At 66.1% G+C, this 16,036-nt stretch carries 14 protein-coding genes; 6 read left to right on the top strand and 8 right to left on the bottom strand.

What is annotated here, in order from left to right; genetic code table 11:
- The first annotated feature begins 26 nt into the window (after window positions 1-26).
- Complete coding sequence (locus tag AC5Y42_RS04920; RefSeq protein WP_499896238.1) at window positions 27-1,037, top strand: alpha/beta hydrolase; 1,011 nt, start codon at window positions 27-29, stop codon at window positions 1,035-1,037.
- A gap of 74 nt (window positions 1,038-1,111) precedes the next feature.
- Here the strand turns inward: AC5Y42_RS04920 and purH are convergent, their stop codons facing one another.
- From purH to AC5Y42_RS04940, 4 genes are all read right to left on the bottom strand, one after another.
- Entirely contained in the window at window positions 1,112-2,680 is a 1,569-nt protein-coding gene (purH, locus tag AC5Y42_RS04925; RefSeq protein ID WP_499896240.1) for a bifunctional phosphoribosylaminoimidazolecarboxamide formyltransferase/IMP cyclohydrolase, read from the bottom strand.
- Entirely contained in the window at window positions 2,677-3,306 is a 630-nt protein-coding gene (gene purN / locus AC5Y42_RS04930; protein WP_499896242.1) for a phosphoribosylglycinamide formyltransferase, read from the bottom strand. Before purN ends, purH begins: the two co-directional genes overlap by 4 nt.
- A 28-nt stretch (window positions 3,307-3,334) precedes the next feature.
- The gene (locus AC5Y42_RS04935; protein ID WP_499896243.1) at window positions 3,335-4,666 is read right to left on the bottom strand and encodes a cell division protein PerM; all 1,332 of its coding nucleotides are present in this window, start codon (window positions 4,664-4,666) and stop codon (window positions 3,335-3,337) included.
- A 92-nt stretch (window positions 4,667-4,758) separates the two neighbouring features.
- Window positions 4,759-5,643: a DUF5336 domain-containing protein gene (locus tag AC5Y42_RS04940; protein WP_499896245.1), complete on the bottom strand. Its 885-nt coding sequence runs from the start codon at window positions 5,641-5,643 to the stop codon at window positions 4,759-4,761.
- Window positions 5,644-5,889: 246 nt separating this feature from the next.
- Here AC5Y42_RS04940 and AC5Y42_RS04945 point away from each other — a divergent pair, with 246 nt between their 5' ends.
- A complete protein-coding gene (locus AC5Y42_RS04945) occupies window positions 5,890-6,738 on the top strand; it encodes an LLM class F420-dependent oxidoreductase (protein WP_499896246.1) in 849 nt (282 codons plus the stop codon).
- Between the two features lie 72 nt (window positions 6,739-6,810).
- Here the strand turns inward: AC5Y42_RS04945 and AC5Y42_RS04950 are convergent, their stop codons facing one another.
- From AC5Y42_RS04950 to sucC, 3 genes are read right to left on the bottom strand one after another with little or no spacing between them, the layout of a single operon-like run.
- Window positions 6,811-8,340 carry an acetyl-CoA acetyltransferase gene (locus AC5Y42_RS04950; RefSeq protein ID WP_499896248.1) on the bottom strand — a complete coding sequence of 510 codons (1,530 nt, stop codon included), beginning with the start codon at window positions 8,338-8,340 and terminating at the stop codon, window positions 6,811-6,813.
- Entirely contained in the window at window positions 8,337-9,239 is a 903-nt protein-coding gene (sucD, locus tag AC5Y42_RS04955) for a succinate--CoA ligase subunit alpha (protein WP_499896250.1), read from the bottom strand. The genes AC5Y42_RS04950 and sucD overlap by 4 nt, the downstream gene beginning before the upstream one ends.
- Before the next feature lie 17 nt (window positions 9,240-9,256).
- The gene (sucC, locus tag AC5Y42_RS04960; protein ID WP_499896252.1) at window positions 9,257-10,420 is read right to left on the bottom strand and encodes an ADP-forming succinate--CoA ligase subunit beta; all 1,164 of its coding nucleotides are present in this window, start codon (window positions 10,418-10,420) and stop codon (window positions 9,257-9,259) included.
- Window positions 10,421-10,676: 256 nt separating this feature from the next.
- Between sucC and AC5Y42_RS04965 the strand changes: the two genes are divergently transcribed.
- Window positions 10,677-11,741 (top strand): M23 family metallopeptidase, encoded by a 1,065-nt coding sequence (locus tag AC5Y42_RS04965; RefSeq protein WP_499896254.1) that lies wholly within the window; start codon window positions 10,677-10,679, stop codon window positions 11,739-11,741.
- A 126-nt stretch (window positions 11,742-11,867) separates the two neighbouring features.
- Window positions 11,868-12,410 carry a hypothetical protein gene (locus AC5Y42_RS04970; protein WP_499896256.1) on the top strand — a complete coding sequence of 181 codons (543 nt, stop codon included), beginning with the start codon at window positions 11,868-11,870 and terminating at the stop codon, window positions 12,408-12,410.
- A gap of 10 nt (window positions 12,411-12,420) precedes the next feature.
- Here AC5Y42_RS04970 and pcrA read toward each other — a convergent pair whose 3' ends face one another.
- Window positions 12,421-14,727, bottom strand: a complete 2,307-nt coding sequence (pcrA, locus tag AC5Y42_RS04975) for a DNA helicase PcrA (protein ID WP_499896257.1) — start codon at window positions 14,725-14,727, stop codon at window positions 12,421-12,423.
- A 201-nt stretch (window positions 14,728-14,928) separates the two neighbouring features.
- Between pcrA and AC5Y42_RS04980 the strand changes: the two genes are divergently transcribed.
- The gene (locus AC5Y42_RS04980; protein WP_499896258.1) at window positions 14,929-15,237 is read left to right on the top strand and encodes a chorismate mutase; all 309 of its coding nucleotides are present in this window, start codon (window positions 14,929-14,931) and stop codon (window positions 15,235-15,237) included.
- A gap of 107 nt (window positions 15,238-15,344) precedes the next feature.
- Complete coding sequence (gene ric, locus AC5Y42_RS04985) at window positions 15,345-16,028, top strand: iron-sulfur cluster repair di-iron protein (protein WP_499896259.1); 684 nt, start codon at window positions 15,345-15,347, stop codon at window positions 16,026-16,028.
- The last annotated feature ends 8 nt before the right edge of the window (window positions 16,029-16,036 follow it).

The following is a 16,036-nucleotide window of genomic DNA, read 5'->3' on the forward strand; positions in this document are numbered from 1 at the left end:
CCTAGCTACCCGATACCCTTGGTTTCGTGAACCTGCTGGATTGGCGTGATCGTCCCGCGACCGCGCACTTCGGGCCGGCCTGCTGGCAGCAGAGCCTGCTTGCCCTGTTGACGGCGATCTTCGTCCGGCCAGTGCTGACGGTCTTGACTGTCGTCGGCATGATCGTCAACCGCTTCCGCCCGGATGCCCTGCAGCGCGCCCGCCTCGACGTCATCGACAAGCCGCTGCGGGTGATTCCGCCGCTGCCGGACACCGAAGTCACGGTTGTGCGGCTGCCGCACTGCTCAGCCGAGTGGGTGGTCGCTGACTCGGCACGTGGCTCTGGTCGGGTCATCGTCTACTTCCACGGCTCGGCGCTGGTCACCTTGGGCCTAAATTCACACCGCCGCTTCGTCAGCAAGCTGTCGGCCGCGACCGGCGCCCAGGTGTTCAATGTGGGCTATCGGCTGGCCCCGCAGGTTGGCATTGAAGACGCGGTGTCCGACGGGCTCGACGCCTACCGGTACGTGCTATCCCGCGGATTTCCCGCGGAACACGTTGTGGTGGCCGGAGATTCGGCAGGCGGATTGATGGCCGCCCAAACCGCGCTGGCGGCCAGGGACGCCGGGCTGCCAGTGCCGGCCGGGCAGGCACTGCTGTCACCGCTGACGTCGTCGGACATGGAGTTGAAGTACCGCGCCCTCAAGAACCACCGCGACGTGATGTTTCCGTTCATGACGGTCAAGTTCATCTACGACGTGTTCGCCACCGTCAACGGCACCCGCCCGCTACCGGTAATGCCGCCGGAAGCAGACCTGCGCGGGCTCGGCCCGTGCCTGCTGCAAGTCGGCACCCACGAGATGCTGCTCAACGACGCCCGGACGCTGGCCGAGCGGTTGCGGGCAGCCGAGGTTCCGGTGTGGCTGCAGGAGTGGCACAAGTCCATGCACATGTTCCAGCTCAGCTTCGACGTCAACCCCGACGCCCGCCGCGCGGTCGAAGAGGTCGCCGGCTTCATCCGCTACGTGACGACCGTCCCGGACGAAGCCAGCGCCTAAGCCCTTTCGCGAAAGTGGGGTTAGCGACGCGTTTCTCGAGTAGGCGCGTCGGTAGTTGCACTCTCGCGGAGAGCCTAGTGCGCGAAGTGCCGCGCGCCGGTCAGATACAGCGTGACTCCGGCTTTGGCTGCAGCGGCGGTCACCTCGTCGTCGCGAACCGAGCCGCCGGGATGGACGATCGCCGTGACCCCTGCGGCGGCCAGCGTCTCCAGCCCGTCCGGGAACGGGAAGAACGCGTCGGACGCCGCGACCGCGCCCTGTACCCGCTCCCCGCCGCGCTCGACAGCCAACCGGGCCGCGTCGACGCGGTTGACCTGACCCATGCCGACACCGATCGTGGCCCCGTCGGCGGCGACCACGATCGCGTTGGACTTCACCGCGCGACAGGTGCGCCAGGCAAACACTAAGTCTTCCAACGTTGCTGGGCCGGCGGGAGAGCCAGCTGCCAGCGTCCAGTTGGCCGGGTTGTCCCCGACTGCGTCGAGGCGGTCACGTTGCTGCATCAGCAGTCCGCCGCTGATCTGCCGTACCTCGGTGCCGCCGCCGAGCGGCTCGGAAGCTACCAGCACCCGGATGTTCTTCTTGCGCGCCAGCACGTCGACGGCCCCGGGGGCATACGCCGGCGCAACAATCACTTCGGTGAAGATGGTGCTGACGTATTCGGCCATCTCGACGCTGACTTCGGTGTTGGCCGCGATCACTCCACCGAACGCGCTGAGCGGGTCGCACTCATGGGCTTTGCGATGCGCGGCGGCGACTGAAACCGAGGAGATTGCGATCCCGCACGGGTTGGCGTGTTTGATGATCGCCACACACGTCTGCTCGTGGTCGAACGCCGCCCGCCAGGCGGCATCAGCGTCGGTGAAGTTGTTGTAGGACATCTCTTTTCCGTGCAGCTGGTCGGCCTGCGCCAGTCCCGGCCAACCGCCGTCGTCGGTGTAGAGCGCCGCCTGCTGATGCGGGTTCTCGCCGTACCGGAGCAGGGTCGAGCGCCGCCACGACCCGGCGAACCACTCCGGGAAAGACGTCTGTGGCTGCTCGGGCGCCAGCGTCGACTCCATCCAGCCGGCAACCGCGATGTCGTAGTCGGCGGTATGCCGGAATGCCAAAGACGCCAACTTCTTCCGCTCGGCGAGGGTGAATCCGCCATTGGTCACCGCGGCGAGCACGCCGTCGTAGCCGAGCGGGTCGACCACCACTGCGACGCTGGGATGGTTCTTGGCCGCCGCCCGCACCATCGACGGTCCGCCGATATCGATCTGTTCGACGCATTCGTCGACGCCGGCGCCGGAGTCCACCGTCTCGCCGAACGGATACAGATTGACCACCACCAGCTCGAATGCGGCGATCCCAAGCTGCTCGAGAGCCGCGGCGTGCTCCGGCTTGCGCAGGTCGGCGAGCAACCCGGCATGCACATGCGGATGCAGGGTCTTGACCCGGCCGTCCAACACCTCCGGAAAGCCGGTGACATCCTCCACCGGGGTGACCGGAATACCCTCGCCTGCAATCGTTTTCGCCGTCGAGCCGGTCGAGACGATATCGACGCCGGCGGCGTGCAGGCCGCGGGCGAGGTCGATCAGTCCTGTCTTGTCGTAGACGCTGATCAATGCGCGACGGACCGGCCGTCTCCCGTCGTTGCTCACCCGATAATCGCCTTTCGTCCGCTCCACGTCACGCCGCCGGTTGCCACCGCGGCCACCACGTCGACCAACAGCTGCCGCTCGGTGACCTTGATTCGCTCGTGCAGGGTCTGCTCGTCGTCGCCGTCGAGCACCGGAACGACGTGCTGAGCAAGTATCGGCCCGGTGTCGGTGCCGGCGTCGACCAGGTGCACCGTACAGCCGGTGATCTTCACCCCGTAGTCCAGCGCGTCGGCGACCCCGTGCGCACCGGGAAACGCCGGCAGCAGGGTCGGGTGCGAGTTGACGATGCGGCCCGAGAATCGTGAAAGAAACTGCGGACCAAGGATCTTCATGAATCCGGCGGAGATGATCAGATCGGGCGAATGGGCTGTGGTGGCTTCGGTGAGCGCGGCGTCCCAGGCGTCACGGTCCGGGTAGTCCTTGAGCCGGGCGGTGAAGATCGGCAGCGTCGCCGCGGTGGCGACCTCGGCGGCCCGGCAAGCACGATCCACCCCAACAGCGACCACTCGGCCGGGGTAATCCCCGACGGCGGCGCCGAGCAGTGACTCGAGCAGCGAACCGGTACCCGAAGCCAGAACCACCAGCCGTGCCGGCGCGCTGGGAGGCACACGGAGCGGTTGCTGCACAGGCTGAGCGTAGCTGGACAACCGAGCCTCAGTCCGTGTCTGGCGGTAGGTCGCCCGTGTCGGTCGGCGTTTCGGGCTCGTCGCCGGCGGGTTCGGCGACGGAATCAACCTGCGCCGGGTCCGGCAGGTCCGGTCGATCGTCGGGCTCGGCGGCAGGCGGTACGGTTTTGGGCTTGCGGGGCAGGTCGTCGGGCTCGGCGGCAGACGGTACGGTCTTGGGCTTGCGGGGCAGGCGGCTGACCCCGCCGGCCATCACGACCGTGATCAATCCCACGATCGCAAACCAGAGGAATACCGCGACGGCGAAGGTGCCCTGGTCGACGCCGACAGGGCCGAAGTTGCCCAACTGCCCACTGCCGGCGTAGCCGAGCAGCGCCATCGTCAGCGCCGCGAGCACCGCTGCAACCAACAGCTTGGCCACTGCCGCCAACGCCGGAAGCGGGCGTCGTGCGCATTGCTGCCCGACCGCCACTCCGGCGGATGCGCCGATGATCAGCAGCGCGACCCAAACCGGCCCCAACGGCGGGCTCGGAGCCGCAGCCAGAACCGGCAGGGAGGGGATGTCGCCGCCGAACACGGTGAACGAGCTGAACGTCGCGAATCCCAGATGGACACTGGATCCGACCGCAACTGCGGCGGTCCCGACGATGACGTTGGGCGCATACAACACCGACAGCACGGTCAGACTGAATTGGCCGAATATCGAATCGGTGATCGCATAAAGCTCGTGCATCGTCCCCCAGTGCACGATCAGCGAGCCGGCCGTCACGATCCCGGACAGACCCAGCAACGCCAGCATGCCCGCGACCGCGCCTCGCAGTGAATCAAACAGCCAGTGGGGCAACGGCGAAATGGCCACGGCCCGGCGGCCCACCCGGGAACCGACCCCGATCGTCGCGCCGATGCCGTGCACCACCAGCACGCTCACGAACGCCCGCAGCGCGCTCGGCGTTTGCAGCTCGGTGATCACCGAGGCGGCATCATGGATGACGGCCAAGGAGATTGCCGCGATCAGCAGCGGCCCGCCCAGCGCTGACGCCACTATCCAGCGGATAACGAACCACGACGCCGTGCTGGCCGTGGCGTGCGCCGTGGTGCGGGCAGCGCCCCACACCATCAGCAGCACCGGCAACAACGGCATCACACCGAGTTCACGGCCGCCGATGGAGATAGGCACCTGATGAACACCCAGCCACATGCTCGCGATGGCGCCCAGCGCGCCGGTCATGTCGCTGTTGGCCATCAGCAACTGCAGCAACGTCACCGCGGCGATGATGACCAGTGCCATCACAGCCGGGCCGAACGCCACCCGCAACAGGTCACGGGCCTGACGGGCGCCCGCCGCTGGATTGTCAGCCACCCACGTCACTCTTCGCGCACGTTGCTAACCAGCTGCGCTCGTCGTCGCGCTGTCGATCACCACATGCTCCCGGTGGCGACCCGCTGCGCCCGTCAGGACTGAGACGGGCCTGATGACGGAGACTGCGGTTGCTGTCCCTGACCGTACGACTGCTGGCTCTGTCCCGAACCGCTCTGACTGCCGGAGCTTCCCTGACCTGAGGTCTGCGACCCCGAACCGCTCGACGGCGGTTGGCCGTAGCTGGGGAAGCCCGTGGGCGGCGTGGCCGGGCCGTGTTGGGAGCCCTGCTGCGAAGACTGCTGCTGCTGGCCGGTCTGCTGGCCGACTGTGCTGAAGCCGCCGGTCGACGGCGAAGACGGGTAGCCGCCATACTGCGATCCGTAGCCCTGGGGCGACTGCGGGCTGTGCTGCTGCTGGTAGTGGCCCTGTTGCTGGCCGTAGTAACCGTACTGGCCGTAGTGACCGCCGTACTGGTCGTACTTGGGTCGCGGCGCAGGCGGGGTGATGACGCCGGCCTCCAGCAGGAGCGCAACGACCGCGACGATCGCCTGGATCACGCCGCAGGCCAGGATGAACCACAGCGCCCAGGCGGCCGAGACACCGCTCGGCGTGCTGAGCGTCTCTTTGATCGCCGTCAGCGCGCCCAACACCGCAATCGCCGCTACCACAGCCGCGTAGTTCTTGGCCTTGGGCACCAAACTGACGGCGGCGAGCAGCGCAGCCACCAGCGCCGCGAGGATCCCGATTCCGATGTCGCCGGAAACCGGTACGGCCGGACCGACGTCGGAGTCGACGTTGAACATCGTGCCGAAGCTCGCCAAGTAGCTTGCCAAGCCGAGGGCCGCCACCGCGATGGTCAAGTAGAGGCCCAAATTGCTGGCGTGGTCATCAGATTTCGCGAACGACGGGGCGGATGCTCCGTAGGAGCCCTGCGACTGAGCGGGCGGATATCCGGGACTGCCGGGCGAGTAGGTCATGGCTTCTCCTGTGCTTCCAGTGCTGTTCCGGCCCCACTGTCGTGCGGCACTTGTAACTGCCACGCGCCGCTCCCCGCGACGCTACGTCGGACCGCTCCATGAACGCCGTGACGGCTGGCGCGGCGTTGCGACGCGATTCGATCATCCACGCTAGCGCACCGACTGGTGAAGGCGCTGCGCCCCTCGTGTCTCAATCTGTCACCCCCGCGGTTGCCCACTGGATTGGAACACGTTCTAATTCAGGGCATGGATTACGGGCTTGTGCTGTTCACCAGTGACCGTGGTATCTCCCCGGCCGCGGCCGCCACCCTCGCAGAAAGCCATGGCTTCCACACCTTCTATGTCCCGGAGCACACGCATATCCCGATCAAGCGCGAGGCGGCACACCCGACCACCGGCGACGAGTCGCTACCCGACGACCGCTACATGCGCACGTTGGATCCGTGGGTGAGTTTGGGCGCGGCGTGCGCGGTCACGTCACGGGTCCGGTTGTCCACAGCGGTGGCGCTGCCGGTGGAACATGATCCGATCACGCTGGCCAAATCGATTGCCACCCTGGACCATCTGTCCGGCGGCCGGGTGAGCCTCGGCGTGGGGTTCGGCTGGAACACCGACGAACTCGCCGACCATGGTGTGCCGCCCGGCCGGCGCCGCACGATGCTGCGTGAATACCTCGAGGCGATGCGGGCGTTGTGGACCGAGGAGGAAGCCGCCTACCGGGGTGAGTTCGTCAACTTCGGGCCCAGTTGGGCCTGGCCCAAGCCGGTGCAGTCGCATATCCCGGTCCTGGTGGGCGCGGCCGGCACCGAAAAGAACTTCAAGTGGATTGCGCGTAGCGCCGACGGCTGGATCACCACCCCACGGGACTTCGACATCGACGAGCCGGTGAAGCTATTGCAGGACACCTGGGCGGCCACGGGCCGCGACGGGGCGCCGCAGATTGTGGCGCTGGACTTCAAGCCGGTGCCCGAGAAGTTGGCCCACTGGGCCGAACTGGGCGTCACCGAGGTGCTGTTCGGCTTGCCGGACCGTTCCGAAGATGAGGTGGCCGCCTACGTGGAGCGGCTGGCCGGGAAGCTGGCCGCCTCCGTTTAGCGCCGAGGGTGCGCAGAAACGGGTTTTATGTCGGCGTGTCGACCGGGGACACGCACACTCGCGGGAAAATAGTTAGGTGAGCGTGCAGCGATTGCCGTAATCGAACGCGCGCACCGAAACCGACTGTCCGAGCGGATCGCCGTCGGTCAGCAACGCGATCAAGTCGTCGTCCTCGGTGGTGGCCAAAAACCGGCTGTCGTCGGCGGTCAAGCGGCCGATGATGATCCCGGTCAGCCGGCCCTTGTCGCGCCGGACCGTGTAGGTCTCGACAGTGCCGAACCCTTCGGCCTGCTCGGTCACCGCCACCGTGGGCGCTTCGGCGATCTGTGCCTGCAGCTGCGCGCTGCGATCGCCCTTCCATTCCACCGGCGTGCTCGAGTAGACCCCGACCGAGTACTTGCTCATGATGCCGCCGTTGGCGCCGACGAGACCGAATTGCCCTGGCCGACTGCGCATCTGCGCCACGGTCTCGGCCACACCGTGCATCGAGTAATTGTTGCCGGCCCCGCCGAAGAACGGCAGGCCACCGGTCAGGGTCAGCCCACGCGGATCGTCAGGCGCAATGCCCATCCCGTCGCAGATGTTGAACACCGGCACCGGGAAGCAACTGTACAAATCGAACGTGGCGATGTCGTCGATGCCGATGCCGGCGACAGCCAGCGCTTCGCGCACCGCCATCACCGCCGACGGGGCATCCCCGAGATCGGGCCGATCCAGCAGACTCTGCTCTTCCATATCCGAATGCCCGTGCAGGTAGACCCAGTTCTCTTCGGGCACACCGAGTTTGCGTGCGGCCTCCACCGACATCAGCAGTGCGGCCGCACCCTGGTTGACCTGGTCACGGGCGACGAGCAGCCGCGGGTACGGCTCGGAGATCATCCGGTTGCTCTCGGTGACGGTGATCAGTTCTTCGACGTCGCGTTGCACCGGTGCAGCGGCGAACGGATTGTCGGCGGCGACATTGGAAAACGGCGCGAACAGCTCACCCATTCGCCGCCGATAGTCGGCCGGCCCCAGTCCGGTCCCGGCCCGTCGGGCATTCTCCAGCAACGCGTATTGAGTGGGCGCGTCCACCAAGCCGTGCACCACTGTGTAGCGGCTGATGAGTCCCTCGATGCCGTAGCCGCGGTCTTCCAGCGTTCCCTCGACCGTTTCGGTGAAGTCCGGCCGGTTGTCGGCCGCGGCGAAGTAGCGCGTCGTCGACGTCGCGTCCGACCCGAAGATCAACACGACCTCGGCCTGGCCGGCGGCGATCCCACCGGCCAGTTCGGTGATCAGGTGCTGCGGGCCTTGTCCGCCCACCACCTCCAGAATCGCCCGGGCCGGGTCGGCGCCGATCCGATTGGCCACCGAGCGTGGGTAGTTGTTCGACTTGCCCAACACCGGCTGAGCCGGTCCGGAGATCTCGAACTGGCGCACGCCCGCGACGGTGTCGATCGCCGCGGCCACCTTGGCGACGTCGGCGCCGCAGTCGTCCAGCGCGGCTCGGGCTCCGGCGGCGGCCAGCTCCACGGCTGACATTGCGCGGTAGTACGGGTCGTCGATCCGTTCGGCAGCTTGCCCGACACCGACGACGACGGGAGTGCGGGGATCGACGGTCACAAGTCCTGCAGGAGCTTCCGCGCCAGCGCCGCGGTCTCCGACGGCGTTTTGCCGACCTTGACGCCGGCCGCTTCCAGGGCTTCTTTCTTGGCGGCAGCGGTGCCTGACGAACCGGACACGATGGCACCGGCGTGGCCCATCGTCTTGCCTTCCGGAGCGGTGAACCCGGCGACGTAGCCGACGACGGGCTTGGAGACGTTGGCTTTGATGTAGTCGGCGGCGCGTTCCTCGGCGTCGCCGCCGATCTCGCCGATCATCACGATGACCTTGGTCTCCGGATCCTTCTCGAACGCCTCGATGGCGTCGATGTGAGTGGTGCCGATCACCGGGTCGCCGCCGATGCCGATCGCGGTGGAGAACCCGAAGTCACGCAGCTCGAACATCATCTGATAGGTCAACGTGCCCGACTTCGACACCAGGCCGATCGGACCGGGCCCGCTGATGTTAGCCGGCGTAATTCCGACCAACGCCTGGCCGGGGGTGATGATCCCGGGACAGTTCGGGCCGATGATCCGGGTCTTGTTGCCCTTGCCGACGTTGTAGGCCCACGCGTATGCGCTGTCCTGCACCGGAATTCCTTCGGTGATGACGACCAGCAGCGGAATCTCGGCGTCGACGGCCTCGATGATGGCGTCCTTGGCGAACTTGGGCGGCACGAAGATGATCGAGACGTCGGCGCCGGTCTCTTTCATGGCCTCCGCGACACTGCCGAATACCGGCAGCTTGATGACCCGGCCACCTTTGTCTTCATGGGTGACGGTGGTGCCGGCCTTACGGGCGTTGACACCGCCGACGATCTGGGTGCCGGCCCGCAGCATCCGGGCGGTGTGCACGGTGGCCTCGCTGCCGGTGATGCCCTGAACGATGACCTTGTTCTCTTTGGTCAGGAAAATAGCCATGAAGTCATCTCTCCTTGTCAGGCGCTCGCCAGCTCGGCGGCTTTGTCGGCGGCCTCATCCATCGTGGCCACCAGCGTCACCAGCGGGTGGTCGGCCTCAGCCAGGATGCGCCGGCCCTCCTCGACGTTGTTGCCGTCGAGCCGAACCACCAGCGGCTTGGTGGCGGTGTCGCCAAGCATCTGCAGCGCCGACACGATGCCACTGGCCACCGCGTCGCAGGCGGTGATGCCGCCGAATACGTTGACGAACACGCTCTTGACCTGCGGGTCACCCAGGATGACGTCCAGGCCGGCCGCCATCACCTCGGCGGATGCGCCGCCGCCGATGTCCAGGAAGTTGGCCGGCTTCACGCCGCCGTGCTTCTCGCCGGCATAGGCGGCCACGTCCAGCGTCGACATCACCAAGCCGGCGCCGTTGCCGATGATCCCAATCTGTCCGTCCAGCTTGACGTAGTTGAGGTCGTGTTCTTTGGCCTTCAGCTCCAGCGGGTCGGTGGCGTCGCGATCTTCGAACTCGGCATGCCCGGGCTGGCGGAAGTCGGCGTTGCCGTCGAGCGTCACCTTGCCGTCCAGCGCCAGGATCTGATCGTCGGGGGTGCGCACCAGCGGGTTGACCTCGACCAGCGTGGCGTCCTCGGCGACGAAACACTCCCAGAGCTTCTGGATGGTGACTGCCGCGGCATCGAGCACCTCGCCCGGCAGATGACCCTGCTCGGCGATGGACCGCGCAAACGCCAGATCGACGCCCTTGACCGCGTCGACGGGGACCTTGGCCAGCCGCTCGGGCTTGGTAGCGGCGACTTCCTCGATCTCCATACCGCCCTCCACCGAGCACATCGCCAGGTAGGTGCGGTTGGCCCGGTCGAGTAAGAAGGAGATGTAGTACTCCTCGGCGATATCGCTGGCTTCCGAGACCAACAACTTCTTCACGATGTGGCCCTTGATGTCCAGACCGAGGATGTTGTTGGCGTGGGTGTAGGTGTCGTCGGGCGTCGCGGCGTACTTCACGCCGCCGGCCTTGCCCCGACCACCGGTCTTGACTTGCGCTTTGACCATCACCGGGCGACCGATTTCCTGGGCGATCGCCTTCGCGTCGTCGGCGTCGACGGTCACCCGGCCGGGCGTGGTGGGCACGTTGTGCTTGGCGAACAATTCCTTCGCCTGGTACTCGAAAAGATCCATGGGCTCACTTCTATGTGTCGGCCTGTGTGTCCGCGGGTCGGGTTTCCCGAACCCCGCTTGCGGGAACTGTATCGACACGGCCAGAAGGTTCCATCGTCGGCATCCGCCGATGTGGTCGATCTCACCGCCCGGGTTGCGTGATTCAAGTCACATTCTCGGACGGATCTTTGGCGCGGGATTGCGAGCTCCGCCGCTCTGCGGTTAACGTCTCAGGGTCCAGATAACGTTATGGTTACGACCCGAGGGACAAATCAGGTTGACCCAGCACCTTTCCGCCCGGTCTCCTGCCTTAGGAGACTCTCGCGGATCGAGCGACCGCTGGTCAGATTTCGACCGCAACGAAGTCACCGACATCATTCCGTTCAACGAGTTCGGGGAACTTGACAACCTCGACGACCTGGACTTCTGCGACAACAGCGTCTTCGACACCGAAGCAGCGGTGCTGCGGGCGCCCGAGTTGGACGACCTCGACGACACCGACGATCTGACCCCGTTACGACTGGCCCGCCCCAGCAGGCACCGGCTGACGCCGGACGAGGCTCGCACCGACCGACACCGGTTCGACCTGCGCAGTCACTCCAATGGCGTCGACGGCACCGAGCAGCCCTGGCGTCGCGGACAGCACCGCAAGCAGCCGAGCAGTGCGGTGCGCGGCCGGGTGTTGATCACCGCGATGGCGGCCGGGGCCGCCGCTGCGGCCGCGCACTCTGCGACGCATCCGTCCGACACTGCCAATGCCGAAACCGTCCTGGCCGCCGACGCCTCAGCGATCAACGGCGGGCCGATCACCACCTCGCCGCGGGGTATGCAAATGGTCACCGTGCAACCGGCTGCCAGCGCAGCGGTGCACAGTGCCGAACTCGCCAAGGGCGTGGCGTTTGCCCAAGAGCGGGCTCAGCGCGAGGCGCGACTCCAGCAGCCACTGTTCGTCATGCCGACAAAGGGCCTGTTCACCTCCAACTTCGGCTACCGCTGGGGGGTGCTGCACGCCGGTATCGACATCGCGAACTCGATCGGGACCCCGATCGTGGCGGTGTCCGACGGCGTCGTCGTCGACGCCGGCCCGACCGCCGGCTACGGAATGTGGGTCAAACTGCGCCATGCCGACGGGACGGTGACGCTCTACGGTCACGTCAACACCACCACGGTCAGTGTCGGTGAGCGGGTGATGGCCGGCGATCAGATTGCCACGATGGGCAACCGCGGCAATTCCACCGGACCGCACCTGCATTTCGAGGTGTTGCTCAACGGCTCGGACCGGGTGGACCCGGTGCCGTGGCTGGCCAAGCGGGGCCTCAGCCTCGGCAGCTTCGCCGGTTGATCGGTGGCCAAGCCGACTCGGCGATAGTGCGCCTACCATCGATCTGATGGTCCTTTTTGCGACGGCGACGCTGCGGACTCCGCCGCGGCCACACCGCCACCCGAGGACACCACAGGAAGGCCTGAGGTGACGACATCCCACGACGAAGCGCCCCGGACTCGCATCATCCGCCGAGCGCCCACCACGCCGCTCCCGGCGATAGCAGACGATGCCCGCACCACCCACATCCCGCGCCAGCCCCCGACCTCCAGCGGCCACCCCGCCCCGCGTCCCGGCGCCGGCACGCATACGGCGGAGGTACCGGCCAGCCGGGTAGCCATCGCCGCCGCCGCCGTCAGCATCGTCAGCGGCTGGGCAACGTCGGTGGTGGCCACCGAATTGATCGCGGGCTGGTGGCAATCCGATCGGTTGTTTTGCGTCGCGGTCGCGTTTCTCGCGTTGGTGTTCGCGCTGGCCACCGTGTCGGGTGTGATCATGCTGCTACGGCGGCGAACGCTGGGCCGCTACCTCATCGTGGCCGGCGCCGTAGTGGCGGTGCTGACTTATCTCGGCATATTCATCGCCGGCGCGCACGTCGCGTGGATTGTGCACACGCTGTGGGTGCTGCCGGTCGCCAGCGCGGTGCTGGCAATGCACCCGGAAACCAAACGCTGGCTGCCTCAGCGTTAGCCCGCGCGGGCTAGAGCTTGGTGACCGGGGCGTGGTTATGCATCAGCTTGACTCGCCCCGAGCTGCCGAAGTCGATCAGCGACATCGCCGATTCCCCGACCCCGGAAACTTCCTCCACCCGGCCCAACCCGTACTTGTCGTGCGACACCCGGTCACCGGGCTGCAACACCAGCAGCGGGCGTTTGCTCGACGACGCGCGGGTCGGTGACGGCCTCGCCGGCCCGAACCGGCCGGCGCCGCTCACCGGTGCGCTGAACGTCGGGGCGGGGTCGGTGCGCCGCCAGTCGATGAGGTCCTCCGGGATCTCCCGCAGGAACCGCGACTCGGGGTTGAGCATCGGCTGTCCCCACGACGAGCGGACCTTTGCCCGGCTCAGATAAAGCCGCTGCCGTGCCCGGGTGATACCGACGTAGGCCAGCCGCCGCTCCTCGCAGAGCTCGGTCGGATCGCCCAAGGCCCGCATATGCGGGAACATCCCGTCCTCCCACCCGGTCACGAACACGACCGGAAACTCCAGCCCTTTGGCGGTATGCAGCGTCATCAACGTCACCACACCGGCGGTATGTTCGGGGATCTCGTCGGCATCGGCGACCAGCGAAACCCGTTCCAGAAACTGTGCCAGCACACCGGTGTCGGGCACGTCTTCGTCGTCGGGAGCATCCTCGAGTGCGGCTGCGTTGGCCAAATCGGTCGCGAATTCGTGTGCGACGCTGACGAGTTCGTTGAGGTTATCCAGCCGGGCAAGATCTTGGGGGTCGCTGGACGATTCCAGCTCCGAGCGATAGCCAGTGCGGTCCAGCACCGCCTCGACCAGCTCGCCCAGATCACCATCAAGGTGACCCCGCAGCTCGTCGAGCATGTCGACAAAACCCTTGATCGCATTGACCGCACGGGAATTCAGCATCGGAACTTTGCCAGCCGCGGCGGCCTGCAGCGCGTCGGCAAAAGTCGCCCCGGTGCTCTCGGCGTACACAGCCACACAGGCCTCGGCGCGGTCACCGATCCCCCGCCGCGGTGTGTTGAGAATGCGGCGCAGGCTCACCGCGTCGCCCGGGTTGTCCAGCACCCGCAGGTAGGCGACGACGTCGCGGATCTCCCTGCGCTCGTAAAACCGCACTCCGCCAACGACTTTGTATGGGATACCGGCCCGGATGAACACCTCTTCCAGCGACCGCGACGAGTTGTTGGTCCGGTAGAAAACCGCCACATCGTTGTAGGTGATGTCACCGTTCTGCGCCAGTGCGTCGATCTCCTCGGCGACAAAGCGTGCCTCGTCGTGTTCGTTGTCGGCGACATAGCCGACGATCAGCTCGCCCTCGCCGGCATCGGTCCACAGCCGCTTTTCCCGGCGCCCAGAGTTCCGCGCGATCACCGAGTTCGCCGCTGACAGGATGTTCTGCGTCGAGCGGTAATTCTGTTCCAGCAGAATCGTTGTGGCGTTCGGGTAGTCGCGTTCGAAATCTTCGATATTGCGGATCGTGGCGCCGCGGAAGGCGTAGATCGACTGGTCGGCGTCACCGACCACGCAAAGCTCCGCAGGTCGCACGTCGTCGTTGGTGCCGTGTCCCGCGAGCTCACGCACCAGCACGTATTGCGCGTGGTTGGTGTCCTGGTATTCGTCGACCAGGATGTGCCGGAACCGCCTGCGGTAATGCTGAGCGATCTGCGGGAAGGCTTGCAACACTGCGACGGTCTCGCCGATCAAGTCGTCGAAGTCCAGCGCGTTGGCCGCCCGCAGCCGGTGCTGGTATTCGGAGTAGACGGCGGCCACGGTGCGGGCTAGGTCGTCGGATTCCTCGGAGAGATCCGACATCGCCCGTTGCGGGTCGACCAGCTCGTTTTTCAGGTTGGAGATGGCGTTGGCCAGCAGCCGCGGCGAATACCGCTTGATATCCAGTCCCATGTCCTTGCCGATCATCTGCAGCAGCCGCCGCGAATCGTCGGCATCGTAGATCGAGAAGTTGGAATTCAGGCCGGGGACCAACGCGGCTTGGTTGCGCAGGATCCGCACGCAGGTCGAATGGAACGTCGACACCCACATAGAGAACCCGGCGCGTGCTCCTGTCAGCTGGATCACCCGCTCGCGCATCTCGGCGGCGGCCTTGTTGGTGAAGGTGATGGCCAGAACCTGACCAGGGCCGACGTCGCGGGCGGCCATCAGGTAGGCGATCCGTCGCGTCAAGACGGCGGTCTTGCCGGACCCCGCGCCGGCGACGATCAGCAGCGGCGAACCTTCGTGCAGCACGGCCTGGCGCTGCTGCGGGTTGAGCCCGTCGAGGAGTTGGTCTGCTTCGGTGTCGGCAACGTGCGCGGTCATATGCGTCCAAACTTACCGCCGTTCGGTGACACCTTTGCGCTGGCACGACCGTTAGTGGCACACTTCCATTCGTGCTCTACACGCAGCATCGATTTTTCTACGGGTACCGGACAGCGGTGCCCGTGGTCTAGCTGCTTCCCAGAGCCCCGCGGTCCGCATCTGCGATCCGGGGCTCGTCTGTTGTGTGAGGCCCGGACACGGATGAAATCAGAAGCCACCAACAGCGAGAATGCGGAGTCACAACCCATGACTACAGAAACCGAACAGCTTTCCGACATCAATGAGCTGCGGCATGAGATTGATCGGCTGGATGCCGAGATTCTGGCCGCGGTCAAGCGCCGCACCGAGGTCTCCCAGGCGATCGGCAAGGTCCGGATGGCCTCCGGCGGGACGCGCTTGGTACACAGTCGCGAGATGAAAGTCATCGAGCGCTACAGCGAGCTCGGTCTGGATGGCAAAGACCTGGCCATGCTGCTGCTGCGGATGGGTCGCGGACGGCTCGGTCACTAGAGGCTTTAGTCATCTCATGGCTGTGGGTCATGTCACCGGTCGGACCCCTAAGAATTAAAGCCGGCAAATCCTAAGCTTTTGGTGCGACCCGAGCGAAGGAAGTTCCGATGGCCAGCTACACCTCCGACACCATCCTTGGCGACATCGTTACCGCGGATCCCTCCCGCACTCGGATTCTGGAACGCTTCGGAATCGACTACTGCTGTAATGGCCGACGGCCGCTCGGTGACGCCTGTAGCGCGGCACGAATCGATGCAGGCGAGCTTCTCGCCGCGTTGAACGCCGAAGAGCCCGGACAGCGGGCCGGTTGGGCGGATCTCGATGATCCGGCGTTGATCGAGCACATTCTCACTAGCCACCATCGGTTCCTCTGGGAGGAATTTCCGCGGATGTCGGCACTGGTGGATAAGGTGGCAACCGTCCACGGCCCAAACCACGCCGAGTTGGCCCGGGTGCGGGAAGCATTCGGCGAGCTACGCCATAAGGTCGAGCCGCATCTGCGCACCGAGGAGACGGTATTGTTTCCAGAAATCCTTGCGCGCAACGGGGCCGGCGGTCCCATCTCTGAACAGTTGCACGCCGCGCTGGAGGAGAATATGAAGCAACACGACCGCGCCGGTGAACTGCTCGCCGAGTTGCGGCAACTTACCAGCGGTTACACCGTTCCGCCTGACGCCTGCCCCACCTACACGGCCATGCTCGCGGGCCTGGAAGAAATCGAATCCGACTTACACATGCACGTTCACAAGGAGAACAACGTGCTGTTTGCCCGCGTGCTCGCCAACAATTGACCGACTCA

Source organism: Mycobacterium sp. NGS48 (assembly GCF_059812585.1).